29 protein-coding genes and 2 tRNA genes are annotated in these 26998 nt (G+C 57.9%); 9 read left to right on the forward strand and 22 right to left on the reverse strand.

All coding sequences use genetic code 11. From position 1 onward, the window contains the following. Window positions 1-567 precede the first annotated feature (567 nt). A complete protein-coding gene (locus P3C18_RS20120; RefSeq protein WP_275963569.1) occupies window positions 568-912 on the reverse strand; it encodes a hypothetical protein in 345 nt (114 codons plus the stop codon). Between the two features lie 914 nt (window positions 913-1826). On the opposite strand from P3C18_RS20120, the gene P3C18_RS20130 reads away from it, so the two are divergent. Continuing rightward, window positions 1827-3026 (forward strand): tyrosine-type recombinase/integrase, encoded by a 1200-nt coding sequence (locus tag P3C18_RS20130; RefSeq protein ID WP_346015643.1) that lies wholly within the window; start codon window positions 1827-1829, stop codon window positions 3024-3026. A gap of 73 nt (window positions 3027-3099) precedes the next feature. Here the strand turns inward: P3C18_RS20130 and P3C18_RS20135 are convergent. From P3C18_RS20135 to P3C18_RS20180, 10 genes are all read right to left on the reverse strand, one after another. Then, window positions 3100-3176 (reverse strand) — tRNA-Pro (locus tag P3C18_RS20135). Between the two features lie 90 nt (window positions 3177-3266). Beyond that, entirely contained in the window at window positions 3267-3623 is a 357-nt protein-coding gene (locus P3C18_RS20140; RefSeq protein WP_090256190.1) for a MerR family transcriptional regulator, read from the reverse strand. Further along, entirely contained in the window at window positions 3604-3906 is a 303-nt protein-coding gene (gene ihfA / locus P3C18_RS20145; RefSeq protein WP_003243414.1) for an integration host factor subunit alpha, read from the reverse strand. The genes P3C18_RS20140 and ihfA overlap by 20 nt, the downstream gene beginning before the upstream one ends. A 3-nt stretch (window positions 3907-3909) precedes the next feature. Continuing rightward, window positions 3910-6288, reverse strand: a complete 2379-nt coding sequence (pheT, locus tag P3C18_RS20150) for a phenylalanine--tRNA ligase subunit beta (RefSeq protein WP_275963570.1) — start codon at window positions 6286-6288, stop codon at window positions 3910-3912. Window positions 6289-6333: 45 nt separating this feature from the next. After that, a complete protein-coding gene (gene pheS / locus P3C18_RS20155; protein ID WP_090256188.1) occupies window positions 6334-7350 on the reverse strand; it encodes a phenylalanine--tRNA ligase subunit alpha in 1017 nt (338 codons plus the stop codon). Between the two features lie 95 nt (window positions 7351-7445). Further along, window positions 7446-7802 carry a 50S ribosomal protein L20 gene (gene rplT, locus P3C18_RS20160; protein ID WP_040069108.1) on the reverse strand — a complete coding sequence of 119 codons (357 nt, stop codon included), beginning with the start codon at window positions 7800-7802 and terminating at the stop codon, window positions 7446-7448. A 25-nt stretch (window positions 7803-7827) separates the two neighbouring features. Beyond that, window positions 7828-8022, reverse strand: a complete 195-nt coding sequence (rpmI, locus tag P3C18_RS20165; protein ID WP_079202156.1) for a 50S ribosomal protein L35 — start codon at window positions 8020-8022, stop codon at window positions 7828-7830. A 60-nt stretch (window positions 8023-8082) separates the two neighbouring features. Then, window positions 8083-8634: a translation initiation factor IF-3 gene (infC, locus tag P3C18_RS20170; RefSeq protein ID WP_169852835.1), complete on the reverse strand. Its 552-nt coding sequence runs from the start codon at window positions 8632-8634 to the stop codon at window positions 8083-8085. Then, the gene (gene thrS / locus P3C18_RS20175) at window positions 8634-10556 is read right to left on the reverse strand and encodes a threonine--tRNA ligase (RefSeq protein ID WP_275963571.1); all 1923 of its coding nucleotides are present in this window, start codon (window positions 10554-10556) and stop codon (window positions 8634-8636) included. Before thrS ends, infC begins: the two co-directional genes overlap by 1 nt. Before the next feature lie 241 nt (window positions 10557-10797). Then, window positions 10798-10874 (reverse strand) — tRNA-Val (locus P3C18_RS20180). A gap of 185 nt (window positions 10875-11059) precedes the next feature. Here P3C18_RS20180 and P3C18_RS20185 point away from each other — a divergent pair. Beyond that, a complete protein-coding gene (locus P3C18_RS20185; protein WP_275963572.1) occupies window positions 11060-12343 on the forward strand; it encodes an FAD-binding oxidoreductase in 1284 nt (427 codons plus the stop codon). 66 nt (window positions 12344-12409) lie between these two features. Here P3C18_RS20185 and P3C18_RS20190 read toward each other — a convergent pair whose 3' ends face one another. Then, window positions 12410-13099: a PA2778 family cysteine peptidase gene (locus P3C18_RS20190; protein ID WP_275963573.1), complete on the reverse strand. Its 690-nt coding sequence runs from the start codon at window positions 13097-13099 to the stop codon at window positions 12410-12412. Window positions 13100-13334: 235 nt separating this feature from the next. Between P3C18_RS20190 and dusA the strand changes: the two genes are divergently transcribed. Together dusA and tal are read left to right on the forward strand one after the other, a co-directional pair. After that, window positions 13335-14345: a tRNA dihydrouridine(20/20a) synthase DusA gene (dusA, locus tag P3C18_RS20195; protein ID WP_275963574.1), complete on the forward strand. Its 1011-nt coding sequence runs from the start codon at window positions 13335-13337 to the stop codon at window positions 14343-14345. Window positions 14346-14386: 41 nt separating this feature from the next. Next, window positions 14387-15313 carry a transaldolase gene (gene tal / locus P3C18_RS20200; protein ID WP_275963575.1) on the forward strand — a complete coding sequence of 309 codons (927 nt, stop codon included), beginning with the start codon at window positions 14387-14389 and terminating at the stop codon, window positions 15311-15313. Between the two features lie 57 nt (window positions 15314-15370). Here tal and rssC read toward each other — a convergent pair whose 3' ends face one another. Both rssC and rssB read right to left on the reverse strand, forming a co-directional pair. After that, window positions 15371-15853: an anti-sigma factor antagonist RssC gene (gene rssC, locus P3C18_RS20205; protein WP_275963607.1), complete on the reverse strand. Its 483-nt coding sequence runs from the start codon at window positions 15851-15853 to the stop codon at window positions 15371-15373. Between the two features lie 8 nt (window positions 15854-15861). Next, window positions 15862-17046 (reverse strand): two-component system response regulator RssB, encoded by a 1185-nt coding sequence (rssB, locus tag P3C18_RS20210; RefSeq protein WP_275963576.1) that lies wholly within the window; start codon window positions 17044-17046, stop codon window positions 15862-15864. 216 nt (window positions 17047-17262) lie between these two features. On the opposite strand from rssB, the gene P3C18_RS20215 reads away from it, so the two are divergent. Beyond that, a complete protein-coding gene (locus P3C18_RS20215) occupies window positions 17263-17562 on the forward strand; it encodes a PilZ domain-containing protein (RefSeq protein WP_275963577.1) in 300 nt (99 codons plus the stop codon). A gap of 60 nt (window positions 17563-17622) precedes the next feature. Here the strand turns inward: P3C18_RS20215 and P3C18_RS20220 are convergent, their stop codons facing one another. Further along, window positions 17623-18324 carry a VacJ family lipoprotein gene (locus P3C18_RS20220; RefSeq protein WP_275963578.1) on the reverse strand — a complete coding sequence of 234 codons (702 nt, stop codon included), beginning with the start codon at window positions 18322-18324 and terminating at the stop codon, window positions 17623-17625. Window positions 18325-18558: 234 nt separating this feature from the next. On the opposite strand from P3C18_RS20220, the gene P3C18_RS20225 reads away from it, so the two are divergent. Further along, window positions 18559-19269 (forward strand): HAD family phosphatase, encoded by a 711-nt coding sequence (locus P3C18_RS20225; RefSeq protein WP_275963579.1) that lies wholly within the window; start codon window positions 18559-18561, stop codon window positions 19267-19269. A gap of 148 nt (window positions 19270-19417) precedes the next feature. After that, window positions 19418-19684 carry a DUF4404 family protein gene (locus P3C18_RS20230; protein ID WP_090247740.1) on the forward strand — a complete coding sequence of 89 codons (267 nt, stop codon included), beginning with the start codon at window positions 19418-19420 and terminating at the stop codon, window positions 19682-19684. 225 nt (window positions 19685-19909) lie between these two features. Here P3C18_RS20230 and queF read toward each other — a convergent pair whose 3' ends face one another. The 4 genes from queF to P3C18_RS20250 all read right to left on the reverse strand — a co-directional run bounded on the left by queF (window position 19910) and on the right by P3C18_RS20250 (window position 22407). Next, the gene (gene queF, locus P3C18_RS20235) at window positions 19910-20740 is read right to left on the reverse strand and encodes an NADPH-dependent 7-cyano-7-deazaguanine reductase QueF (protein ID WP_275963580.1); all 831 of its coding nucleotides are present in this window, start codon (window positions 20738-20740) and stop codon (window positions 19910-19912) included. Window positions 20741-20835: 95 nt separating this feature from the next. Next, the gene (pyrF, locus tag P3C18_RS20240) at window positions 20836-21534 is read right to left on the reverse strand and encodes an orotidine-5'-phosphate decarboxylase (protein ID WP_275963581.1); all 699 of its coding nucleotides are present in this window, start codon (window positions 21532-21534) and stop codon (window positions 20836-20838) included. A gap of 115 nt (window positions 21535-21649) precedes the next feature. Then, window positions 21650-22120, reverse strand: coding sequence for a DUF3291 domain-containing protein (locus P3C18_RS20245; RefSeq protein ID WP_275963582.1), 471 nt, complete (start codon window positions 22118-22120; stop codon window positions 21650-21652). A gap of 53 nt (window positions 22121-22173) precedes the next feature. Beyond that, window positions 22174-22407 (reverse strand): DUF1127 domain-containing protein, encoded by a 234-nt coding sequence (locus P3C18_RS20250; protein ID WP_275963583.1) that lies wholly within the window; start codon window positions 22405-22407, stop codon window positions 22174-22176. A gap of 97 nt (window positions 22408-22504) precedes the next feature. Here P3C18_RS20250 and P3C18_RS20255 point away from each other — a divergent pair, with 97 nt between their 5' ends. Then, the gene (locus P3C18_RS20255) at window positions 22505-23359 is read left to right on the forward strand and encodes a LysR substrate-binding domain-containing protein (protein ID WP_275963584.1); all 855 of its coding nucleotides are present in this window, start codon (window positions 22505-22507) and stop codon (window positions 23357-23359) included. On the opposite strand, the gene P3C18_RS20260 is transcribed toward P3C18_RS20255, so the two are convergent. Beyond that, window positions 23349-24098 (reverse strand): sulfite exporter TauE/SafE family protein, encoded by a 750-nt coding sequence (locus P3C18_RS20260; protein WP_275963608.1) that lies wholly within the window; start codon window positions 24096-24098, stop codon window positions 23349-23351. The genes P3C18_RS20255 and P3C18_RS20260 overlap by 11 nt on opposite strands. Window positions 24099-24210: 112 nt before the next feature. Between P3C18_RS20260 and P3C18_RS20265 the strand changes: the two genes are divergently transcribed. Next, window positions 24211-25167, forward strand: coding sequence for a LysR family transcriptional regulator (locus tag P3C18_RS20265; RefSeq protein ID WP_275963585.1), 957 nt, complete (start codon window positions 24211-24213; stop codon window positions 25165-25167). Window positions 25168-25243: 76 nt separating this feature from the next. On the opposite strand, the gene efp is transcribed toward P3C18_RS20265, so the two are convergent. Continuing rightward, a complete protein-coding gene (gene efp, locus P3C18_RS20270) occupies window positions 25244-25816 on the reverse strand; it encodes an elongation factor P (protein ID WP_275963587.1) in 573 nt (190 codons plus the stop codon). Window positions 25817-25862: 46 nt separating this feature from the next. Next, window positions 25863-26996, reverse strand: a complete 1134-nt coding sequence (gene earP / locus P3C18_RS20275) for an elongation factor P maturation arginine rhamnosyltransferase EarP (protein ID WP_275963588.1) — start codon at window positions 26994-26996, stop codon at window positions 25863-25865. Between the last annotated feature and the right edge of the window lie 2 nt (window positions 26997-26998).

A 26998-nucleotide genomic window follows, 5' to 3' on the forward strand; every position in this document is an offset into this window, starting at 1 on the left:
CAATCTGAGCCATGATCAAACTCTTCAGTTCAATACTGCTTGGGTTTTGAAAAAACCCTAAACTTAGCTCAGCAATCGACAAAAAACTCTCAAATTAACGAGTGTTACTTGTGATGCTGATAATCTTGCGACTAGCAGTCTTACCTCACAAGCACCCACACGAATTGCTTGATCCAGTTGTTAAAGAGCGGGTGGTTAAGCCTTTCGTCTCAACCGAGGCGCGCATTCTACAGCAGCCTCATTCTCCGTCAAGTGATTTCGAAAATTTCTTTTCAATCTCAACCACTTGCGCCTTCGATCAACATCCAGCTTCTCGTCAGCGGGAGGCGAATTCTACAGCGCTTCAAACCGCTGCCAACCGCCTCTTTTGCCGCCTCCGATCAACCCGACCGAACCCCTTCAGACTCAAACACAACATCCTGAAGAGGAAGCGCATTCTACGCAGCTTTCGCTGCTTTGCAACTCCTTTTTCAAATCTAACTTCTTGTTTTATAAGAAGTTTAAGGAACCGCATACGCCTGAAGAGCTGCGCATTATAGGGACTGCCGAACGAAGGTCAATCGATTGTTATGCTTTTGTTTCAATAGCCCCGAAATCAAGGTCTGCATTCTCGGCCTGGGCATCGGTAAGCTCCTTGTGTTCTTTGGCATCGAGGGCGGCCAGTCGTAGCTCTAAGGCCTGCCGCTTTTCTTGCTGGGCCTGCAGCTGGCGGACCGCTGCCCGGGCAATTTCACCCAGGGTGTGTTCGTGAGCCGCAGCCTGCAGCTCCTTGGCGGCCACAGCTTGAGCCGCCTCAACCTTGGCCAACGCCACCCGCACCTGCTGCGCACCGCCGACCAGCACCAGGGAAAGCGCCGAGGCCAGGGCCAGCCACGCCCAGGACGGGACTAGCTTTAGCCAGGAGGTCATCACGGTACGTCCTTATTCTTGGGCCGTCTGGATTGCTCGACCAGGCCTGGCTGTCCTTGCTGCGCGTACCGGGCTACCAGAGCGTGGCACTGAAGGTTTCTGTCGATGAGCCGCACGAGAACTCGGTGCCTTTGGAAGTGGTTGAAAGACGGCCCCCAGTACCACACCACGATGCCAAACCTGCAGATCACCGGGTCCGGCCTCTGGTAATGGCGGCTGAGGACTGTGCCTACCACTCTCGCGCTTCACCCAGTGCCCACGCGGTGGACGTGGAACATTCATTCGCGTGCAAACACGCGCCATAAAGCTTGAGGAGACACCCAATCGCTCGGCGACTTTGGTCATCGGCCACTGCCAGACCTCTTCATATAGTTGTTCACGAGTCACCGGCACACTTGGGTTTGAGTCAGATTGCTGGAATACCTCAACAGAAGACATACCTCGATCCTTACGTCCCGCATAGCCAATTCCGCAAAGCATGCAGATAGCAAAAAAGGCCTGTGCAAGTGGCTACCCAATACAAAAATGGCCCCTGTTGTACCAAAACCTCCCCGGCCCTCTCCACTGCGTTGTTAGCCCAATAGCTAGCAGCCAGCATCAGCAGCATGGTTTAGAGCCACAAGGAGGAAGCCCGCCATGCCAGCAACTGCCGAGCAACGCCCTGTCCGTTGGAGCCCTTGCGCACCGCGAATCCTCAGAGCGAATGCGGCGCCTGCCTACCTCGGTATGTGCCGTACCGAGTTCAACAAAACCGTTCGCCCCTACGTACGGGAATTTCAAATAGGGATTCAGGGGATCGGCTTTGATCGAGAGGAACTGGACGCCTGGGTCGACGCCTACATCGACCTGGCCATCATTGAAAAGGAAGGTGCCACGGGACATGATCACACCCGCAGCGAGCGCCAAGGAGAGAAACCATGGCGCGAAAAACCATTAGTGGCCTCTACCAAAGGAACGGGATCTGGCACATCGACAAGATCTTCAGAGGTCAACGAATTCAGGAAAGCACTGGATCAAGCGATAGGAAGGAGGCGGAGCAATACCTGATACACAAGCTGGAAAAACTGCGTGAGCAAAGGATTTATGGCGTACGCAGAATCAGGACGTGGCGGGAAGCGGCAACTCGTTTCCTGCTGGAGTACAAGGATCAGCCCTCTATTAGCCTGACTGCCATCCATTTGAAGCAGTTGGACCCATATATTGGGGATATACCTCTGACTCACATCGATGATGAGACGCTCACCCCGTTCATCAAAGATCGCCTGAAAGCCAGCAAAACGCCATCCGGCAAGGTAAAGCCTGGGGTTTCCTTCAGGACGGTGAACATCGCCCTAGAGCGGGTTATACGTATTCTCAATCTTTGCGCCAGGAAATGGCGTGATGAACAGAAACGTCCTTGGCTCGACGTAGTGCCGATGATCACCAAGCTTGAAGAGAAGAAAACGAGTCGATCCCCCTACCCGATGTCTTGGGAGGAACAATCCATTCTTTTCGCCGAGCTACCCGATCATTTGCGTCGCATGGCTCTTTACAAGGTCAACAGCGGCTCTCGCGAGCAGGAAGTCGTAAAACTTCGTTGGAACTGGGAAATACCGGTGCCGGAGCTCAAGACCAGCGTTTTTCTCATACCTGCTGACTTCGGTGGAAGGCATGAGAATTCCGGGGTCAAAAATGGCGACGAACGGTTGGTGGTGCTCAACAACGTGGCGAGATCTGTCATCGAAGGGCAACGAGGGCTGGACCCTATCTGGGTGTTCCCTTATGGAAAACCCGACGACGATGGCACAACAAACCCAGTTCATCGAATGAACGACTCGGCATGGAAGAAAGCCAGGGTTCGAGCGGCTAAGCGGTTTCAGGAGCAGTTCCTGCGCCCCGCTCCCGCAGGCTTCGCCTCGATACGCGTCCACGACCTGAAGCATACGTTCGGGCGAAGACTAAGGGCTGCAGGAGTCACTGAGGAAGACAGGAAGGCCCTGTTAGGCCACAAGAACGGCAGCATCACCAGCCACTACTCGGGCGCAGAACTGGGCAAGCTGATTGATGAAGCAAACAAAATTTCGGCTACCGACTCACGTGGGCCGGCGCTGACAATACTGAGGAGGAAGGCAGGATGAAAAAAGTCCCGCAAAAGTCCCTGACACAAAAAAGCCTGGTCATCACTGACCAGGCTCTAATGCTTGAATTATATGGTCGGGACGGAGTGATTCGAACACTCGACCCCTAGCACCCCATGCTAGTGCGCTACCGGACTGCGCTACGCCCCGACTAGGCGTGAATCAGTTTTCATATACCAGAAAACGTCGCGAACTATACATTAAGCCCCTGAAATGTGGAAACTTTTTTGAATAGGGGGACTATTTTCTAAGCACCAACAACACGTCTTCAAGCTCGGTAATCATTTGCTTGATCAGCTGCTTGTACTGGGTACTGTCGTCTTTCGCTTCATCACCCGAAAGACGCTGACGCGCCCCGCCAATGGTAAAGCCTTGATCGTACAAGAGTGCACGAATCTGCCGAATCATCAGTACATCCTGGCGCTGATAATAACGGCGATTACCACGCCGCTTGACCGGATTGAGCTGCGGGAACTCTTGTTCCCAGTAGCGCAACACGTGCGGTTTAACGGCACAGAGCTCGCTAACTTCACCAATGGTGAAGTAGCGCTTGCCGGGTATGACGGGTAGTTCGTCGTTATGACTTGGTTCCAGCATACGCCTCGACCCTGGCTTTAAGTTTCTGGCCTGGACGGAAAGTCACCACACGGCGAGCCGTGATCGGAATTTCCTCTCCTGTTTTTGGATTGCGACCGGGGCGCTGACGCTTATCGCGCAGATCAAAATTACCGAACCCCGAGAGCTTGACCTGTTCGTTGAGTTCCAGCGCTTGGCGGATTTCTTCAAAGAACAGCTCCACCAACTCCTTGGCTTCCCGTTTATTCAGGCCCAGCTCTTCATACAGACGTTCCGCCATCTCAGCTTTCGTCAGAGCCCCCATACGCTACTTCCTTAACGTGGCGTTGAACCTTTGTTCCAGGGAGGTGAGAATATTTTGCGTTGTGGTACTCACCTCATCGTCATTAAGAGTGCGCGATGGATGCTGCCAGGTCAAGCCAACGGCAAGGCTTTTTCTATGAGGATCAATACCTTTACCGTGATACACGTCAAATAGCTTGAGGTCAGTCAGCCACTCGCCTGCAGCTTCACGAATCGCACCGAGCAAATCCAGCGCCGGCACATCACGATCAACCAACACAGCCAGGTCGCGGCGCACTTCTGGGAACTTAGACAGCTCCTGAAACTTCGGCATAACACCCTGAGTAATATCACCCAGCACCAGCTCAAACATAAAGACAGCCTGATCCAGACCCAGCGCCTTCGACAGCTCAGGATGAATAGCGCCGAGGAAACCGACAACACGCCCATCACGCTCAATGCGTGCCGTTTGCCCCGGATGCAGCGCTGGATGCTCGCCCGGTACAAATGCAAAGCTATCACCCGCACCTGCGCTGGCCAGCAACGCTTCGACATCGGCCTTCACATCATAGAAGTCGACATCATCGCGACCGTGCGCCCACGCCTCAGGCAGACGACCACCACAAATCACACCAGCCAGCATCGGCTCTTGTTTCAAACCCTCAAGCTGACCAACAAAGCGCAAACCACTTTCGAACAGGCGCACACGCGACTGCTGGCGATTCAAGTTGTGCTCAAGCGCCTTGATCAGACCCGGCCACAAAGAAAAGCGCATCGCTGCCATATCAGCGGAGATCGGGTTGGCCAGCATCAGCGGCGCAACGCCTGGATTAAACAGCTCGAACAACTTGGGATCGATAAAGCTGTAGGTGATCGCCTCTTGATAACCACGGGCAACCAGCAAACGGCGCAGCGCGGGCAGCTCTACTGCAGCTTCAGCCTTGGCCTGCGGAGCCAAACGCGCTTGCGGGTAACGCACAGGCAAGCGGTTATAACCATACAAGCGGGCAAGCTCCTCGATCAGATCGACTTCCAGGCTGATATCGAAGCGGTGACTTGGCACACCAACCTGCCACTGCCCTTCGCCATCGGCACGAATATCCAAGCCCAAGGCAGCCAGCAAGCGGACAATTTCCGCATCATCCATCTTCAGGCCGAGCATTTGCTCGATGCGCTCAGCGCGCAGCGTGACCGGCGCAACACTCGGCAAGTGCTCTTCATTAACGACTTCGATGATCGGACCTGCTTCGCCACCGATGATTTCCAGCAACAGCCCTGTCGCCCGCTCCATCGCCTCACGCGCCAGCTGCCAGTCCACGCCACGCTCGAAGCGGTGCGACGCATCCGTGTGCAAACCGTAAGAGCGCGCCTTGCCAGCGATGGCGATGGTGTCGAAGAACGCACTCTCAAGGAACAGATCGCGGGTCTTTTCGTTGACGCCGCTGTGCTCGCCACCCATCACACCGGCAATGGCCAAGGCACGACTATGATCGGCGATCACCAGGGTATCGCTGCGCAGGCTGACTTCCTGACCATCAAGCAGGGCAAGCTTCTCGCCCTCCTCGGCCATACGCACACGGATACCACCATTGATCTCAGCGAGGTCAAACGCGTGCAGCGGCTGACCCAGCTCAAGCATCACGTAGTTGGTGATGTCGACCGCAGCATCGATGCTGCGCACATCGGCGCGACGTAGACGCTCGACCATCCACAGTGGCGTCGGCTTGGACAGGTCAACATTGCGCACAACACGACCGAGATAGCGCGGGCAGGCCTGGGGCGCCAGCACTTCAACCGGGCGCACTTCATCATGGCTTGGGACAACTGCCGCAATCACCGGACGGGCGACTGGCGCGGCGTACAAAGCACCAACCTCACGCGCCAGACCAGCCAGCGACAGGCAGTCACCACGGTTCGGGGTTAGATCAACCTCGATGCTGGCGTCGTCCAGATCCAGATAGACCCTAATATCCTGTCCCACCGGCGCGTCAGCCGGCAGCTCCATCAGACCATCATTGTCTTCGCTGATCTGCAGCTCAGAGGCCGAGCAGAGCATGCCGTTGGACTCAACGCCGCGCAGCTTGGCTTTCTTGATCTTGAAGTCGCCGGGCAGTTCGGCACCGATCATGGCGAACGGAATCTTCAGGCCGGGGCGCACATTGGGCGCACCGCACACCACTTGAAAGGTTTCCGCACCACTGCTGACCTGACACACACGCAGCTTGTCGGCATCGGGATGCTGCTCGGTGCTCAGCACCTCACCCACCACCACGCCACTGAATACACCGGCGGCCAGCGATACGCTATCGACTTCAAGACCGGCCATGGACAGGCGGGCAACCAGATCGTCGCGGGAAACCTGCGGGTTTACCCAGCTACGCAGCCATTGTTCACTGAATTTCATACTGTCTGTTCTCCTGAACCAATTCGATTACGGAATGCGAGGGCGCTAGCGAAATTGCGCCAGGAACCGCAGGTCGTTATCGAAGAACAGCCGTAAATCGTTGACGCCATAACGCAGCATGGCCAGACGCTCAACACCCATGCCAAAGGCGAAGCCGGAGTATTTTTCCGGATCAATGCCCGACATGCGCAGCACATTCGGATGCACCATGCCGCAGCCCATGACTTCCAGCCAGCCGGTTTGCTTGCACACACGACAACCTTTGCCGCTGCACATCACGCACTGCATATCGACTTCAGCCGATGGCTCGGTGAAAGGGAAGAACGAGGGACGGAAACGCACGCCCAGAGGCTTCTCGAAGAACACCCGAAGAAACTCCTCGATGGTGCCCTTGAGGTCAGCAAAACTCACACCCTCATCGACCAGCAGGCCTTCGACCTGGTGGAACATCGGCGAGTGAGTGATATCGGAGTCGCAGCGATAAACGCGGCCGGGGCAAACAATGCGGATCGGCGGTTGCTGCGATTCCATGGTGCGCACCTGAACCGGCGAAGTGTGGGTGCGCAGCAACATATTCGCGTTGAAATAAAAGGTGTCATGCATCGCCCGAGCCGGGTGGTGGCCTGGGATATTGAGTGCTTCAAAGTTGTGGTAATCGTTTTCCACTTCCGGGCCTTCGGCAATGCCGTAGCCAATACGGGTGAAAAACTGCTCAACGCGCTCCAGCGTTCGGGTGACTGGATGCAGACCACCAGAAGTCTGACCACGGCCCGGCAGGGTCACGTCGATTTTTTCGGCGGCGAGCTTGGCGCTCAGCGCAGCCTGTTCCAGAGTTGCCTTACGGCTGTTCAGAGCATCCTGAACCTGATCCTTGGCGGCATTGATCAACGCACCGGCTTGCGGGCGCTCTTCTGCCGACAGATTGCCCAGGGTCTTCATCACCTGAGTCAATTCGCCTTTCTTGCCCAGATAGTGAACCCGCAGTTGCTCCAGGGCATTCACATCGTCGGTGTGGCTAACGGCCTCAAGCGCTTGCGAGACCAGCACATCCAGATTTTCCATTTACAGACTCCAGATACGAAATAGGGGAAGAGCTTGAAGGCTCTTCCCCTATTGGTGACGTTTAGCACCGGGCGAGCCCGGTGATTGTCGGGGACTTAAGCCAGTACGGCTTTCGCTTTCTCGACAATCGCAGCAAACGCCGCTTTTTCGTTCACTGCCAGATCGGCCAGAACCTTACGATCGATCTCGATGGACGCTTTTTTCAGGCCGGCAATGAAACGGCTGTAGGACAGACCGTTAACACGAGCACCAGCGTTGATACGAGCGATCCACAGAGCGCGGAACTGACGTTTTTTCTGGCGACGGTCGCGGTAGGCGTATTGGCCTGCCTTGATCACCGCTTGCTTGGCAACGCGGAACACGCGTGAACGTGCGCCGTAGTAGCCTTTAGCGAGTTTCAGAATTTTTTTGTGACGCTTGCGAGCGATAACGCCGCGCTTAACACGAGCCATGAGTAATTTCCTCTATCTTGACCGATTAACGAACGCGCAGCATGCGCGCCACTTTTGCTACGTCAGACGGATGCACCATGGTGCTACCGCGCAGTTGACGCTTACGCTTAGTGGACATCTTGGTCAGGATGTGGCTCTTGAAAGCGTGCTTGTGCTTGAAGCCGTTAGCGGTTTTGAGAAAACGCTTGGCTGCACCACTCTTAGTTTTCATCTTTGGCATGTTCGGATACTCCGCATTCAGTTGATAAACATAACCGCAAGGCCTGCCGTGCCCTGGTGGTTACTTCTTCTTTTTGGGGGCGATGACCATTATCAGCTGGCGTCCTTCCATCTTTGGATGCTGTTCAACGGTGCCGTATTCAGCAAGGTCACCTTCGACCCGCTTCAACAACTCCATGCCCAGCTCCTGATGCGCCATCTCACGGCCGCGGAATCGAAGCGATACCTTGGCCCTGTCCCCATCACTAAGGAAACGTACCAGGTTGCGTAGTTTTACCTGGTAATCCCCTTCCTCCGTCCCTGGACGAAACTTGATTTCTTTAACCTGAATCTGCTTCTGGTTTTTCTTTGCAGCAGCAATCTGCTTCTTCTTTTCGAAGATCGATTTGCCGTAGTCCATCAGCTTACAAACAGGAGGCACTGCATCGGCAGAAATCTCTACCAGATCCAGCTTGGCCTCTTCGGCCTTAAGAAGCGCGTCTTCAATTGACACAATCCCAAGCTGCTCACCCTCAGCGCCAATTAACCGAACCTCGCGTGCCGAGATATTCTCGTTGATCGGGGCCTTCGGTGCAGCTCGTTTATCTTGTCTCATTTCACGCTTAATAATGATTACTCCAAATCTTGGCGACCACGCCGGGAAACCGCCTGCGCAAGAAATTCAGCGAATTGAGTGATGGGCATTGAGCCCAGATCAGCACCTTCACGGGTACGCACGGCGACAGTTTTCGTCTCAACCTCCCGATCTCCAATAACCAAGAGATAAGGAACCTTGAGCAAAGTATGCTCGCGGATTTTAAAGCCTATCTTCTCGTTCCTCAAGTCAGACTTGGCACGAAAACCGCTTTGATTGAGCGTTTTTTCCACTTCGAGGGCAAAATCGGCCTGTTTGTCAGTGATATTCATAACGACGGCCTGGGTCGGAGCCAACCAGGCAGGGAATGCACCCTCGTAGTGCTCGATCAAAATACCGATGAAACGCTCGAACGAACCGAGAATCGCCCGGTGCAACATGACCGGCACCTTGCGGCTGTTATCTTCGGAAACGTAGCTCGCTTCCAGGCGCTGCGGCATATTCGGATCGTACTGCAGGGTACCGCACTGCCAGGCACGACCGAGGCAGTCGAGCAGCGTGAATTCGATCTTAGGACCGTAGAATGCGCCCTCTCCTGGCAGATACTCCCAAGGCAGACCCGCTTCGTTCAGCGCATTGGCCAGCGCCTCTTCGGCACGATCCCAGAACGCATCATCACCCACACGCTTGGCCGGACGGGTTGAGAGCTTCATCTTGACATCGCTGAAACCGAAATCAGCGTAAACCTGCAAGGTCAGCTTGATGAAATCTGCGGCCTCTTTCTTGACCTGCTCTTCCGTACAGAAAATGTGCGCGTCATCCTGAGTGAAGCCACGCACGCGCATAATGCCGTGCAGGGCGCCTGAGGCCTCATTACGGTGGCAGGAGCCAAACTCAGCTAGACGCAGCGGTAGCTCACGGTAGCTCTTGAGCCCCTGATTGAATATCTGCACATGGCACGGGCAGTTCATCGGCTTGATCGCGTAGTCGCGGCTTTCCGACTGAGTGGTGAACATGTTGTCGGCATAGTTGCCCCAGTGCCCGGATTTCTCCCACAACACCCGGTCAACTACCTGCGGCGTGCGCACTTCCTGGTAACCGTTTTCGCGCTGAACGCCACGCATGTACTGCTCAAGCACCTGATAAATGGTCCAGCCATTCGGGTGCCAGAACACCATACCCGGCGCTTCTTCCTGGGTATGGAACAGATCGAGGCGCTTACCGATCTTGCGATGATCGCGCTTCTCAGCCTCTTCGATACGCTGGATATAAGCCGCCAACTGCTTCTTATCAGCCCAGGCCGTGCCATACACGCGCTGTAACTGCTCGTTCTTGGCATCGCCGCGCCAGTAGGCACCAGACAACTTGGTCAGCTTGAACGCCTTGAGGAAGCGCGTATTCGGCACGTGCGGACCACGACACATGTCGACGTATTCTTCGTGGTAGTACAGGCCCATGGCCTGCTCATCCGGCATGTCTTCAACCAGACGCAGCTTGTATTCCTCGCCACGCGCGGTGAACACATCAATAACTTCAGCGCGCGGCGTCACTTTTTTGATGACGTCGTAGTCCTTCTCGATCAGCTGCTGCATGCGCTGCTCGATTGCCGCCACGTCATCTAGAGTGAAAGGACGCTCAGAGGCGATGTCGTAGTAAAAACCTTCTTCAATGACCGGACCGATCACCATCTTGGCAGCGGGAAACAGCTGCTTGACCGCATGACCAATCAAATGCGCACAGGAGTGGCGGATGATTTCCAGGCCTTCCTGATCTTTTGGCGTAATGATTTGCAGGGTCGCGTCACTATCAATCAGGTCACAAGCATCAACCAACTTGCCATTGACCTTACCGGCTACCGTGGCCTTGGCCAGGCCAGCACCAATAGATTGCGCCACCTCGAGTACGGATACCGGGTGATCGAACGAACGCTGACTGCCGTCGGGAAGAGTAATGATGGGCATGGCGCCTCCTCTCCTAGTGGTGACCTCTACCAAAGGCCACATGGGTTGGGATGAGCCAGTAAGCGATTCGGCGGTATACCTGCCATACAGTGGCGGGAGCTTTTCAGCCAACCAAAACCGAACCGGAGTCACTGGAGGTTTGAAACAACGATTAACCGCACGGATGCTTGCAGAAAGCCGGGCTTGCTGGCAAGAACCCAATAAAAAAGGGTCGCCTAAGCGACCCTTTTTCTACCAAATCTGGTAGGCACGATTGGACTCGAACCAACGACCCCCACCATGTCAAGGTGGTGCTCTAACCAACTGAGCTACGTGCCTACGATGGGTGCGCATTCTACGGCGACGGGAAAAACTGTCAACAGATTTTTTCGCTAACTGCCTGAATAACTGTATTTTTTACTGTTCTACAGCGCGTTTAATATTTCGCACAGGCCACTAGCCGAGCATTTTCAACTCAGGTAGCATCCGCTCATTCGTAAAAAATAAAGAACAGAGGTTGCAAAATGGCGCACACAGCTTATCCACAATCCTATTACGCGGCCTCCGCCAATCCGGTACCGGCGCGCCCGGAATTGAATGGTGAAGTCGAGACTGACGTGTGCATCGTCGGCGCAGGCTACACCGGCCTGTCCACGGCCATAGCCCTGCTTGAGAACGGCTTTAAAGTCAGCATCGTCGAAGCGGCCAAGGTCGGTTTCGGCGCATCGGGCCGCAACGGCGGGCAGATCGTTAACAGCTACAGCCGTGATATTGACGTGATCGAGCGCAGCGTCGGCCCCAAGCAGGCAAAATTGCTGGGCGACATGGCCTTCGAAGGAGGCCGCATCATTCGCGAACGCATCGCCAAGTACAACATCCAGTGCGACCTCAAGGACGGTGGTGTCTTCGCTGCTAACACCCCAAAGCACATGAAACACCTGGAATCGCAGAAAAAACTTTGGGAACGCTACGGCCATACTCAGTTGGAACTGATGGACGCCAAACGCATCCGTGAAGTGGTGGACAGCGACGCCTATGTAGGCGGCATGCTCGACATGAGCGGCGGCCATATCCATCCACTCAACCTGGCACTGGGTGAAGCGGCTGCGGTCGAGTCGCTGGGCGGTGTCATTTACGAACAGTCACCCGCCATCCGCATCGAGCGCGGCGCCAACCCTGTCGTGCACACCCCCAACGGCCGGATTAAAGCCAAGTTTGTGGTTGTCGCCGGTAACGCCTACCTGGGCAACCTAGTCCCCGAGCTGTCGGCCAAGTCGATGCCGTGCGGCACTCAGGTGATCACCACCGAGCCTCTATCCGCTGAGCTGGCGAAAAGCCTGCTACCGCAGGACTACTGCGTCGAAGATTGCAACTACCTGCTCGACTACTACCGCCTGACCAGCGACAAGCGCCTGATCTTCGGCGGCGGCGTGGTCTACGGCGCACGTGACCCAGCGAACATCGAAGCGATCATTCGCCCGAAAATGCTTAAAGCCTTCCCACAGCTGAAGGATGTGAAGATCGACTACGCCTGGACCGGCAACTTCCTGCTGACCCTGTCGCGCTTACCGCAAGTCGGCCGCCTGGGCGACAACATCTACTACTCACAGGGCTGCAGCGGCCACGGCGTAACCTACACACACCTGGCCGGCAAAGTGCTGGCCGAAGCCCTGCGCGGCCAGGCAGAGCGCTTCGATGCCTTCGCTGACCTGCCGCACTATCCGTTCCCTGGCGGGCGTATGTTCCAAGTGCCATTCAGTGCTCTGGGCGCCTGGTACTACACCCTGCGTGACAAACTGGGCATCTAAAGCACAGCACGCATACAGAAACGGCACCTCAAGAGGTGCCGTTTTGCATTCTAACTTCCAACGGTTTTACAGCTGTGCGTCCGGCCACACCTGACGCGCCGTACGCAACGCCCGCTGCGCTGCCGCCGCACGTCCTTGCTCTTGCAGTTCCTGCGCAGCGGTCATCCACGCCTGCTTGAGCGGCTGCGCCGGCAGTTGATTGGTAGGCATGACCAATACCGCCCAACGCCCCGCCTCGCCCCAGGCATCATCAAAACTGGCAAAACTGGTGTACCAGCGCCGGGTATTGCCCGAGCGCAGTACCAGCGTGCGCTCGCGCTGGTCATAACCGACCAGCAGCGCAAACTGCGAACCCGGCCCGCCAAACAGTCGATCCTGCATCACCAGCACCGGATGCCCTGCGGACACCTGCTGCATCAGTGCATCCAGGTTACCGGGCACGGGGTAGACCAGCAGATCATAAGAGCGCGCTGCCGCTTCAAGACCGACTTGCGCGCTTTGCCCCTTGGCCAATTGCTGAATACGCTCATCCACCAGGCCGGGGCTACTGATCACCCCATGATGATTGAGTAACGCCGCCAACGCCGAAGGCCCGCCCTGCGCATCACTGAGCTGAAAAAACGGCACATCGGCCAGCTCGACGCGCTCAGGCAAACGCTTGGTCTCAGGCAACAACTGCGGCCCACCAGCGCAGGCAGCGAGCAGAAAAAACAGGGCAACCGGCAGAAGCTTTACTACGCGCACAGACTGAAACATCACTCACCCACTGGCTTGTTTGTGGCGCAGAGCATAACGATGAAGTGCCGATGCCCCAAATTATCTGCGCAAAATGCCAGATTCATCTGCCAGCAGCGAACAAGTCATGCACGAAAACGAAAACCCTCTCCGGGCTGATAAACTGCTGGGCATTGCACCCACACTGCCCACACCAGGCATAGCCACCGAATCACGACCGCCGCCTCTGCGCCTGCCGTCAAACAGACAGATTCCGATGCCCGACAACACTGCACTTACTGCCAACACGCTCCCAACTACGCTTTCTCGGCGCTTTTCTGTGGCGCCGATGATGGACTGGACAGATCGTCACTGCCGCCTCTTCCTGCGCCAGCTGTCGCAGAATGCCCTGTTGTATACCGAGATGGTCACTACCGGAGCGATCCTGCATAACGACAGTGCACGCTTTCTGCGACACAGCGCGGCCGAATACCCGCTCGCGCTGCAGCTAGGTGGCAGCGTGCCTGCGGATCTGGCGGCCAGTGCCAAGCTGGCACAAGAGGCTGGCTATAACGAGGTCAACCTCAACGTGGGCTGCCCCAGTGATCGGGTGCAGAACAATATGATTGGCGCCTGCCTGATGGGTCATCCGCAGCTGGTCGCCGACTGCGTGAAAGCCATGCAGGATGCGGTGGATATCCCCGTAACGGTAAAGCACCGCATTGGCATCAACGGCCGCGACAGCTATGCCGAACTGTGCGATTTCGTCGGCACCGTGCGCGATGCCGGCTGCCGCAGCTTCACCGTGCATGCGCGCATCGCCATTCTCGAAGGGCTCTCGCCCAAGGAGAACCGCGAGGTGCCGCCGCTGCGTTATGAGGTGGCGGCGCAGCTTAAGCAAGACTTCCCCGAGCTGGAAATCATCCTCAACGGAGGCATCAAGACCCTGGAAGATTGCCAGCAGCATCTTCAGACCTTCGATGGCGTGATGCTCGGCCGTGAGGCGTACCACAACCCTTACCTGCTGGCTCAAGTGGACCAGCAGCTGTTCGGCTCTACTCGCACAGTGATGAGCCGCTTCGAGACCATGCACAGCATGCGCGGTTATATCGCTGCGCACCTGGCCGAAGGCGGCAGCATGCACCACATCACCCGCCATATGCTCGGCCTGGGCCAGGGCTTCAACGGCGCGCGGCGCTTTCGCCAGCTGCTCTCGGTGGACATTCACAAGACCAGCGAGCCCTTGGCGCTGTTCGATCAAGCGGCGCAATTGCTGCAAGGCCGCTGACTCGGGTAAGGTCGGTGCATCTGCAACGACAAGGCTGTGTCATGACCTCCAAGCTGGATCAACTCAAGCAGTTCACCACTGTGGTCGCCGATACTGGCGACCTCGATGCCATCGCCCGCCTGAAGCCGGTCGATGCCACTACCAACCCATCCCTGCTGCTTAAAGCCGCGGCCATGCCGCGCTACAGCGAGCTACTGAAAAGCGCCCTGAACGCCGGCAAAGGCGACCTGGGCCTGGCCTGCGACCATTTTGGCGTCGCGGTGGGCGGTGAAATCCTCAAAATCATCCCCGGTCGCATCTCCACCGAGGTGGATGCACGCCTGTCGTTCGACACTCAGGCGACCCTGAGCCGCGCCGAACGCCTGATTGGCCTGTATGAAGAAGCTGGCATTGGCCGTGAGCGCGTACTGATCAAGATCGCCTCGACCTGGGAAGGCATTTGCGCTGCCGAACAGCTGGAAAAAGCCGGCATTCAGTGCAACCTAACCCTGCTGTTTTCTTTCGCTCAGGCCCAGGCCTGCGCCGATGCCGGCGTATTTCTAATTTCGCCCTTCGTCGGGCGTATCTACGACTGGTACAAGAAGGCCGAAGGCCGTGATTTTGTCGGCGCAGAAGACCCCGGCGTGCAGTCGGTTACGCGTATCTACAACTACTACAAGGCCAACGCCTACCAGACCGTGGTAATGGGCGCGAGCTTCCGCAATATTGGCCAGATCGAACAACTTGCCGGCTGCGACCGTCTGACCATCAGCCCCGAGCTGCTGCAGCAAATGGCCGATGATCAGCAGCCACTGGCGCGCCTGCTCAGCCCTGGCAAGGCTGCCGAAGCCAAGCAGAGCCTGAGCGAAAGCCAGTTCCGCTGGGCCATGAATGAAGACACCATGGGCACCGAAAAGCTGGCCGAAGGCATTCGTCTGTTTGCCCGCGATCAGGAAAAGCTGGAAAAACTGCTCACCACTCAAGCCTGAATGGCCTGAAAGCAAACGGGGCGCTCAATGAGCGCCCCGTTTGTTTAGCCACTCAAATCAATGATGCTCGAGGGCATTGACCAGATCGTGGAAGGCTTCGCGATTGGACTCATTCAAGCCCATCAAAATACGATGCGCCTCAAGCACCTTGGCGCGCACCAGCTCTTCCGACTGATCCTGCGACGGCAGATCATCCAGGCAATCCGGACATGGCACCGGCGTGTCGACGATATTGAAGACCTGATCAAAACCCATCGACTGCAGCAGTCGCGTGATATCGGCGTGGGTGGTCACCACTGTCGGCAATAGGCCAATCTTCTGCCGCGAGAGAATCGACAACTTGGCCAACAGCCCAAGGGTCGTGCTGTCGATACTGCGGGTCTCGGTCAGATCAATCACGATGGCTGAGAAATTCAGCGCGGTGAAGATTTTCTCGATGGTCGAATCCAGGGCCGAACACAGCGTCAGGCGCACTTCACCGACAAACTTCAAGATGAAGGTGCCATCTTGTTCGGCAAACTGGATTCTACCGGGGCTTATCCCAGGGTTCATGCAAGGTTCCTGCTTAACACCAGCAAGGCAATATCATCCGGCATATCCCCCAGATTGGCCAGCCCAAAAGCCTTGCGCAAGCCATCCAGGGTGCCGCCCGCGGAACTGATCAACTGCGGCAGCAGGGTTTCCTTGTCTTTCAAGGTGTCGCCCGGCAGCAGATCAAGGATGCCATCGGAGAGCAGCGTCAGGCTAAAGGCCTCCGGCAGTTCCAGTTCCAGGTCGTTGTATTCGGCTTCGACAAACAGCCCGACCGGCAAGCCGCGCCCTTCCAGATAACGCGCCTGGCCGTCGCTGTAGAGCACCGGTAGCGGCAAATGGCCGCCAATGCTGTAAGTCAGGCGGTTGTTGGCCTGGTCGATCACGCCGCCAAGCATGGTCACGTGCTTGCCCAGCTTGCAGTTGATCAACCCACGGTTGATATGGCCGAGCACTTCAGAGGGTTTGAAATCCGGCAGATTGCCACCGCGGCGCGACTCGTACAGCAGGCGCGTGGTCATAAACTTCAGCAGCACAGTGATAAACGCCGAAGAAGCACCATGCCCGGACACATCGGCCAGATAAAACGCGATACGGCTGTCATCGACGCGAAAATAGTCGACAAAGTCGCCCGACAGGTACAGCGAAGGAATGATCTGGTGGGCGAAGTTCAGGCCATCGGCCTGCCACGGCGTCACCGGCAGCATGTTCATCTGCACTTGGCGGCCGGCGTTCTGATCTTCCTGCAGCAGGTGCAGACTAGCTTGCAGTTCGCGGTTGGCGGTTTCCAGCTCGTCGCGGTAGCGCTGGTTTTCCAGACGCAAATTGGCGCGATCCAGCGCACGACGCACTGAATGTTCAAGCACGGCGAGATCGGCCAGGGGTTTAATCAGGTAATCGGCAGCGCCCAGGCGCAAGGCCTCGACGGCATCGCTCATCACGCCGGCACCGGACACCACGATGACCGGGGTTTCCACTTGCAGGGCATTGATACGACGGATCAGCTCGAGACCATCGACTTGCGGCATGCGCAGATCGCAGATCACCAGATCCGGCGACTCGGCATGAAAGACTTCCAGCCCCTGCAAGCCATTGGCGGCCTGCAGCACATGAAAACCACTGTCTTCCAGGTAGGCTGCGAGACTCGCACGCACTACGTCGTCGTCATCGATTATCAGCAGCGTGGCACTGGTTTTGTGCATGAGGTATCCAGGCAAACTGCGCCGGGTATGGGTTGGCTTATGCATGCAGAGCTAGTGTCTTCATGCGCGAACTCGGCTTGCTTCAAGGCGCAGACGGTACTCCCATCCGCAACGTGATTCAAGCGCATGCCGGTCGTCGCCGTACGACTTTACACCTCAAATCGGCCAAGGTTATAAGAGCTGCAGGACAGCCCCCATAACAAGAGGAAAAAGCCCATGAGCCAAAATGATCGTGCCTACAGCGAGAAACGCGATTACATCCGCATGCGGCTAGAAGCCCCCGTTACTCTGCACCATGACGGCAAGGAAATTCCCGCGCTGTGCCTCGACCTGTCCAGCACCGGCATGCAGCTGGAAGCCGAAAGCGCAGTGAAGATGGGCGACAAGGTGCGTATCCATATTGCCTCGGACCACAACGAACTGCGCGGCCTGGATGCGCAAGCCGAGGTGGTGCGCGTTAGCGCGATGGACGATGGCCGTCAGGCGTTGGGGTTGGCAATTATTTCCATGAGCTGATCACGCTCGCATACAAAAAAGGCGGCCTAGTAGGCCGCCTTTTCTACATGTGCCGACAACTTAGAAGTCGTCCTCAACCTCACCATCGCGCACTTTGAATTCGCGATTCTGCAGGTAGGCATTGCGGATAAAGATGTACTTGTCGCCGCTGACCATACGCTCGGCCTTGAGCAGGCTGGCACGTAAGCTCAGTGTCTCGACACCGATCACCACATTACGCGTAGGCACATGGTCGATGTGCATGGGAGCGGTCAACATGGCATCAGGGACACGACCAAACGTATCACGCACGGTACTCGGTCCCATCAGCGGCAAGACCACGTAAGGACCGCTCCCCACACCCCAAGCGCCGAGTGTCTGACCAAAATCCTCATCGCTGCGCTGCAGGCCCATTTTGCTTGCCACATCGAAGAAACCGAGCAAACCGAAGGTGCTATTGAAGATCAAGCGACCGCTGTCCACGCCGGCGTCGTGTAGCTTACCTTGCAACAAATTGTTGGCCAGGTTGCGCACATCACCAATATTACGGAAGACATTGCTTACACCGTCTTCAACGAATTGCGGCGTCACCGCCTGATAACCCTTGGCCAATGGTTTGAGGGTATAGGCATCAACGTTGTCGTTGACCCGGAACATAAAGCGGTTGTAACCCTGCCAAGGGTCTTCTTCGTTGGCTTGCGCCAGTGCAGGCAGCAACAGCACGCCGGTACAGGCAATCAACAGGCTCAATCGTTCAATCCAGCTCGCACCGGTCACACGCATCACAGTCGCTCCTTGAAAATGCTCAGGCTGCCGCAGGCGGCCAAATCAGGCCGCGCAGTATAAGGCGGCGGCTCTATAAATAGGCAGCATAGCGGACGAACAAATAGCTGAAAAATCTTACCGCCTGTTGCCGTACAGCCCAGTGATTGGCGGCAACGCGAACGGAAATAAAGCCTTCATCTGTCTGTAACCTGAAAGCGCTAGCCTGGACTAGACCATTTTCAAGGACGGCCCATGCAAACGCCCGCCAGCTTGCCCGCTTTCAACGCCATATTGTTTAGCCTGTCCGGCTGCCTGGTTGATTTTGGCGCTCGCACCATCCCGCTGACCCTGCAACGCCTTTACCCAGCTGCAGCCAATCTGCAGAGTCTGCCGCAGGTCCTAGGCCGCGAGCCGCTGACTGAAGAGTGGCAAACCTATCAGCAGGCACTCTGCGAGACCGCATGCGAGCATGCCGAAGCCACCCATGCCGCCCTGCCCCTACTTGAGCAGCTGCACCAGCAAACGGTGCCCTGCGCCTGGCTGGATGAACTGCCGCGTGACGCCAGCATCAGCCTGGCCAATGCACTCCCAAACTGGCTGCCCGGCACATCCAGCCATAGCCATCGTCCCTGGCCAGCGCCCGACGCTATCTGGCTCAGCCTGATGACCCTGCAGGTAAATCAGCTTGAAGGCTGCGTATTGGTCAGCGGCGAACCTCGCCTGCTACAGGCGGCGCTGAATGCCGGCATCTGGACCATCGGCCTGGCCATCAGCGGCCCTCTGTGCGGCCTGGCACCGGCTGATTGGCAGAGCCTGCCGATGACCGAACGCGATCAACTACGCAGCCAGGCCACCCTCAGCCTGTATCGTCTTGGCGTGCACTCGGTTATCGACCAGCTCAGCGACCTGCCCACCTGCCTGGCGGATCTCAGCCTGCGTCGCCATAAGGGCGAGAAGCCCTAAGCCAGGGCCAGATTGCCTGCTGAATCAGTACCTCAGGCTTGATCCAAAGCAAGCAAAGCCTGCCGGCTTGGATTAACCTGAAGGCATGCAGAACCTTTCGCCCCTGCGCAAGGTCAGTCAATCTGTCGACTAACAAAGGGAGAATTCCATGCCTGCAAGCCGCCTGCAGCAGCAACTGCAAGACCTGCGCGACCAACTGGCCGAACAGCCGCCACTGACTGAAGAAGAGCGCGCCGAGCTGTTTGTACTGACCCAGGAAATTGAACTGCAACTGGCCCGCCAAGCCGCAGCCGCGCCTGACGCAACCCTGATCGACGGGGTCAACCTCGCGGTGGAACGCTTCGAAGCCAGCCACCCGACCCTTGCCGGCACCCTGCGCAATATCGTGCAGAGCCTGGCTAATATGGGCATCTAAGCCACCTACATAGCGCCTTTTTCGGATCTCGCGAGCTAGTGCGAGACAAGGCGCTACGTAGTAACAGCCTCCGGCTGGTCAAAGCGCCGAGGAAGCCGAGTTTACTGCTGTAAATGAGCATTCCGAGACGCCGCGTCCCGGGCTGTTTTTAACGCAGTATCGCCGACGCGCAGCAGATCCGAGACAGGTGCTAACGAAAACCCCAGCATTAGCTGGGGTTTTGCATTACTGGCGTACCAGCCGGCGATTATCCGGGCTGATCGGCCCACTGCTGCGATAGGGATTGATGTCCAATCCACCACGCCGCACATACCGTGCATACACCGTCAGGTGCTCGGGCTTGAGCAAACGTTGCAGGTCGAGAAAAATTCGCTCCACGCACTGCTCGTGAAAATCCGCATGCTGGCGAAAGCTCACCAGGTAGGCCAGCAGGCTGGCGTGATCCAGCGCCAGACCACGATACTGCACCACCAGAGTGCCCCAATCCGGCTGGCCGGTGACCGGGCAATTGGACTTGAGCAGATGGCTGTGCAGGCTTTCCCCGACCACCCGCACGGCATCACAGCGCAGCAGTTCAGGCTGCGGCTGCGCATAGTTGCTGATGACCACATCCAGCTCGTCAATGCAGACGCCTGGCGCGGCCTGCACACCTTCGGCCGTCACCTCGGCCAAGCTACGCACGCGCACGCCAACCGGCTTGCCGGCGGCTGCCGAGAGGTCCTGCACCAGCACCGCCACCAGTTCGTCAGCGTTGCTGAACACCGACTGGTTCAGCGAGTTGAGGTACAACTTGAAGGATTTCGACTCGATGATATTCGGCGAGTCGGCGGGAATGGCGAACTCACCCATGGCCACCACCGGCTTGCCCGACGGCAGCAGCCAGGAAAGCTCGAAACAGTTCCAGAAATCCACGCCCTGATACGGCAGTGTCTCGGTGCTCAGGCCCAGTTCGGCCCATTTCGCGGCACGCGGAATCGGGAACAACAAAGACGGGGTGTAGGTAGCGATGTACTCGCTGGATTTGCCCAGTGGCGAATCTTCGGCGGCGGGATGCATGGAGAAAACCTGGCTAGTCGAGACGCGGCGATTGTATACAACTTTTAATGCAGATTCAGGGCAGCAAGGCCGATGTCGGCCTTACCGCAGCAGCATCAGGCCAGTTCAGCCACTACCGCTGCCAACGCCTGGGCAGGATTGGCTGCCTGGCTGATCGGCCGGCCGATCACCAGATAATCCGAGCCTACATCCAACGCCTGACGCGGCGTCAGAATACGGCGCTGGTCGTCCTGAGCGCTGCCAGCCGGACGAATCCCCGGCGTCACCAGTTGCAGCGCCGGGTAAGCGGCCTTCAGCGCCTGCGCTTCCTGAGCCGAACACACTAGGCCATCCAGACCGGCCTGCGCAGCCAGCCCAGCGAGACGCAGCACCTGCGCCTGCGGTTCGAGATCCAGGCCAATGCCCGCCAGGTCTTCGCGTTCCATGCTGGTCAGCACGGTTACGCCAATCAGCAGCGGCTTGGCCCCGGCGAGCTTGTCCAGGGTTTCGCGGCAGGCCGCCATCATGCGCAGGCCGCCCGAGCAGTGCACATTGACCATCCACACGCCCATCTCGGCCGCAGCCTTAACGGCCATGGCGGTGGTATTGGGAATGTCGTGGAATTTCAGATCGAGGAACACCTCGAAGCCCTTACCGACCAGCACGTTGACGATCTCCGGCCCGCAACGGGTGAACAGCTCCTTGCCCACTTTTACCCGACACAACGTGGGATCAAGCTGATCAGCCAATGCCAGCGCGGCATCACGGGTCGGGAAATCCAGGGCAACGATGATCGGGGTCTGGCAGGCGGACATGGGGCAGGCTCTCGGGCAAGACAAATTCGGCGCGCATTGTAGCGGATGCGCCACCCGCTTGCCGCTCCGGTGATCCGCTCGCCTCGCTCATGCTCAAGCAGATAAGCGCTTGCAGCTACTCGGCAGGCTCAGCCACAAGCACATCCGGCGCCGCAAACGCCTGGCGAAAGCTGAACGCCTGCGCGCTGGCGCCCTGCTCTCGCAGCAATGTCAGGCGCTCGGCAGCCTCCTGCACCGAGGGCCGATGCCCCGCCGGCACCCACCACAGCACCATATGCGCGGCACTGACCTTGCTGAACCATTCCTGGCGGCGCTTGAGCATCTCGGTGTGCGCGGACTTGTAGACGTAATCGCTGAGCGCCTGCACATCGCGCCAGACCGACAGATTCACCAGCACATCATCGCCAAACGGGCGAAACGCCGTGGCATCGCCCGCCTCGTCCTGCAAGCGCCAGACGTAACCGGGCGAGGCTTCCGCCAGCGCATTGATGCGCTCCAGATTGGCGACAAAGTCGGCCATGCTTGGCGACTCCAGTGGCGCCTTCATCGTGGCGATATTCAACTGCGCAAGTTGATAGCTCGACATCAATGTCTCTCCTTATTTATATAAATCCCTGAATAACCACGGCCCTCAGCCGCTTAGCGCGCCAGCGGATCATCCCAGAATGAACGCTCGCTTTCCTGGATAACATCCGCACGGCTTAAGCCCAGGTCCTTCAATGCCGCATCATCGAGCATCGCCAAACGCCGCCGCTGCTCGGCCAGCTGCCACCAGCGGGAAAACTGGCGACTAACCGCCCGCAGTATTGCAAACGGCCGGCGTCCCTGTAAGCGCCCGGCACTGGCTATTGCATAACCTTTTTGACCTTTCATCTCGTCGCCCTCCTTGTGGGGTTGGCGACAGTCTCGCGCTGGGATTATGATCAATCCAACGAATGTTTCTTATGCAATGCATCTCGGAGATTGATGTATGGCCAGCTACCCGAGCATCGATAGCGAACTGCTGCGCACCTTTGTCGCGATTGCCGATCACGGCGGTTTTACCCGCGCTGCGGAAATGGTCAACCGCACCCAGTCGGCCGTCAGCATGCAGATGAAGCGCTTGGAAGAAGATGTGGTGCAGCGCCCGCTGTTTCTGCGCGACGGCCGCCAGTTCAGTCTCACCGCCGAAGGCCAGTTACTGCTCGGTTATGCCCGGCGCATTCTCAAATTGCACAGTGAAGTGATGACCAGCATGCGTGCCCCGCATATGGTTGGCACCGTGCGCATCGGCACCCCGGACGACTATGTGATGCGCTTTATGCCGGGCATCCTTTCGCGCTTCGCCCAAGCCTACCCGCTGGTGCAGGTGGAATTGCACTGCGAGCCATCCTTCCAGTTGCTGCAACGCCAAGACCTCGACCTAACCATCGTCACCCGCGAGCCCGGTACCGAAATTGGCCAACTGCTGCGCCAAGAACGAATTGTCTGGGCCGAAGCCCAGGGCTTCAGCCCCCATGAGCAGGAGCCGCTACCACTGGCGATGTTCAATGCCCAGTGTTTCTGCCGCTCCTGGGCCTGCAACGCGCTGGACGCCATGGAGCGCGAATACCGTATCGCCTACACCAGCCCAAGCCTGTCGGCGATCATGGCGGTCGTCAGCGCGGGCCTAGCGATTACCGCACAGCTGCAAAGCCTGATTACCCCGGACATGCGCATCATCGGCACTGCCGAGGGCCTGCCGGTGATGCCCTCCGCCAGTATCGTGCTACTGCGTAACAGCCAGACGCAGTCGCAGGTCACCGAAACCCTGGCCGAGCAGATTGTCGAAGGCTTTAGACTTTAAACCCGAGCAATACCGCGCACAGCAGTAGAAAGCCGGCAAACAGCCCGCGCAATATCCGCTCAGGCAACGCATGGGCAAACTTCACGCCCCAGCTGATGCTGAGCAAACCGCCCAACGCCAAGGGTGCGCCCAGCAACCAATCGACGTGATCATGCACGGCATAGGTCGCCAGGGTGACAGCCGTACTCGGCGCCGCCAACGCCAGAGAAAGCCCTTGCGCGACCACCTGACTGGTGCCGAATACCGTGGTCAGCACGGGCGTGGCCAACACTGCGCCGCCTACGCCGAACAGGCCGCCGAGCAAACCGGCACCGCTGCCCAGCAGCGTTAGCCAAGGCCAGGGATAGCGCATCCCCACCGAGAGCATGGCCGGCTTGCTGTATAGCCGCGAGAGGTTATAGAGCGCCAGCAGCACCAGGAAAACCACGAAACCCAGGCGCATGCGATCGGCATCCAGGGTAACGGCCCAACCGGCGCCCACTACGGCAAACAGCAAGCTGGTCACCGCCAGGGTCAGGGCATGGCGCCAGTCGATGCGGTTGCGCTGGTGATAACGCCACAGCGCCAACAGCACATTGGGCACCACCATCACTAACGCCGTACCTTGCGCCAGCTGCTGATCCAGGCCAAACAATACCCCCAGAGCCGGGATAGCGATCAACCCACCGCCAATTCCAAACAGGCCACCCAAGGTGCCGAGGGCAAGCCCAAGCAGGAGGTTCAAGGCAAAGTCGAGCAAGGTCATCAGCGGGCTCCAAAATGGTGCCGCACAGCCTAGTGCTTCGACACTAGCCGCGAAACGCACAGCAACGCATAATGGCTATGCATTCAACGCATAGCAAGGCCTGACCATGAACCCTGATAGCCTGACCGACCAGCTCAGCCTGTTTCTCGATGTGCTGGAAACCGGCAGCTTTTCCGCCGCAGCCCGTCGCCACCCGCTGACGCCCTCGGCAGTGGCTCGACGCATCGATGCACTGGAACGCTCGCTGGGCAGCAACCTATTCAGCCGCAGCACTCATGCCGTACGCGCCACCTCCGCCGGCCTGGCCTTTGCCGAACGCGCGCGGCGCATTCTCGCCGAGCTGCACCTGGCCCGCGCCGAAGCCGTCTCGCTAAGCAGTGCACCGGAAGGGTTGATTCGTATTGACGCACCCGCGCCATTCGGTCGACGCCACTTGGCGCCGGCGATTGCCGAGTTTCTGGTCGCCTATCCAGGACTGGATGTGCAACTACGACTGATCGACAGCTTCGTCGATCTGCATGGCACGCACCTGGGAGAGGTCGATCTGGTGCTGCGCATCGGTCCGCTGGCGGATACCCGACTGGTCGCCACGGCGCTATCGCCCATGGTCCGAGTCGTCTGCGCCAGCCCTGACTACCTGGCGCGTCGCGGTGTACCGCGCAGCCCTGATGAGCTGCTGGAACATGACGGCCTCGACTGGGACAGCCTGGCACCACCATACGCCTGGCGCTTCGAGCAAGACGGCAAACTGCAACTATGCCGCCCCAAGCGTTTGCGCATGACCGCCAACAACGCCGAAGCACTGCTGTTCAGCGCCCTCGCCGGCTTGGGCATTGCCCATTTGCCAACCTGGCTGATCAGCGACTACCTGCTGCGCGGCGAACTGCTGCCGCTGTTCTGCGAAAACGGCCTGCCCGCCCCAGAGCCCAGCGGTATCTACGCCCTGCGCCTGGAGCGCGAAACCGACTCACGCAGCCGCTTGTTGCTGGAGTTTCTCAAGACCCGCTTTGGCCCGGTAGCGCCCTGGGATCTGGCGCTGCAAAGTGGCCTGCAGCGCAGCTAAACGCTGTCGGTAAACCACAGGCATAAAAAAACCCGACTCAAGGTCGGGCTTTTTACTCTCGCCGTTAAAGCCGATCTTAAACCGGAGCTTTAGCGCGGGATTTGTACTCACCGGTACGGGTGTCGATTTCGATCCAGTCGTCGATGTTGCAGAAGTCAGCGACTTTGATCTCGGTACCGTTGCTCAGCTTGGCTGGCTTCATCACTTTGCCGGAAGTGTCGCCACGGGCGGAACCTTCGGTGTAGGTGATCTGGCGAACGATGGTGGTCGGCAGGTCAACCGAAACCACTTTGCCTTCAAAGAATACGGCTTCGCAGACGTCAGTCATGCCATCAACGATGTACGGCATTACGCTTTCCAGATCGTCTTTGTTCAGCTCGTACTGGTTGAACTCTTGGTCCATAAAGACGAAGTTCGGCTCGCTGTAGTACGAATAGGTCACGTCTACGCGATCGAGGATCACCGGCTCCATTTTGTCGTCGGCTTTGTACACGGTTTCAGTCGAGGAACCGCTCAGCAGGTTCTTCAGCTTCATTTTAACGATGGCGCTGTTACGACCGGACTTGGTGAATTCGGCCTTCTGGATCAGCCAAGGTTGGCCGTCGATCAGGGCCACACTGTTGGGCTTCATTTCTTGTGCGGTTTTCATACGAATATCCGGGTTTGGATGGAATTACAAAATTCTTGGCCGCGTATCATAGCCAATTTAGGTAAAACTGCACCAGCGCCTCGGCAAGATCGGCCTGAGAGGCACGTTGCAGACACCACTGTTCGGCATGTGCCTGCTGCTCTGGCCAGCCTTGTAGCAGCTGATTCCAGCTTTCTTTGACTGGCTGACCGGTATTCCAGGCATGCCACAGCTCGACCAGGGCCCGCTGCCCACCCGCTGATAAACCCTCCTTATAGAGAGCAAGAAACGCGTCGAGCTTTTCCAGGTGGGCGTTGTCCGCCTGCTCATAGATATGCCAGAGCAACGGCCGCCCGGCCCATTGCGCACGGACGAAGGAATCCTCGCCACGTACCGCATTGAAATCACAACTCCACAGCAGCCGGTCGTACTGATCCTGCTGGATAAACGGCAACACCTGGATATGCAGTTGGCCACGCTGCTGCACATCCCCAGCGCGCATGGCTGTGCAACCGAGCCAAGCCTGCAGATCCGCCAGAATGCGCCCTTCCGGCACTAATAACTGGCTGACGTGCGCGTCTGCAGCCAGGACATCCAGCCAGCTGGCCAGCGCAGCGTTTTCATAGGCAAACAGGGAGATCAGCCGCGCGCCAGGCAACGGCGTTAGACCAACGCTGCGCAGAAACACTTCGCGGGCGCTGCTATCGGCCTGAAACGCCCGGCGCTGCACCAGCAGTTCACGCTCACGCAACAAGCCGCCGCAGCCTGCGGTAAAACCGGGAAAGAAGAAGAACTTCGACAAGCCATTGGACTGCAGTGAAGGCAAGCCGTGGCAGCCCTCCACCCAGTCCTCGGCGCTCAGGTACTCCAGATTGAGCCAGAGCGGTTTCTGCGCACGCTGCGCCATGGCGGCTATATAGGCGGCCGGCAACTCACAGGCAAACGCCTCGATCACCACATCCGCAGGCTCAACCGCCTGCCACTCGGCACGCCACAAACAGACCTCAACGCCCTGCTGGGTTTGCCGCTGCGCCTGCGCATCAGCCTGCGGACACAAACGCACAAACGCGCCCAGATCATCCACCCACAGCCGCACCGCCAGACCATGCTCGGCCACCAACTGCCGCGCCAACCGCCAGGTCACCCCGATATCGCCGTAGTTATCGACAACGCTGCAGAAAATGTCCCAAGTCGCCTTCATGC

The sequence above is a fragment of the Pseudomonas sp. 1928-m genome, from assembly GCF_029269135.1.
GTDB lineage: Bacteria > Pseudomonadota > Gammaproteobacteria > Pseudomonadales > Pseudomonadaceae > Aquipseudomonas.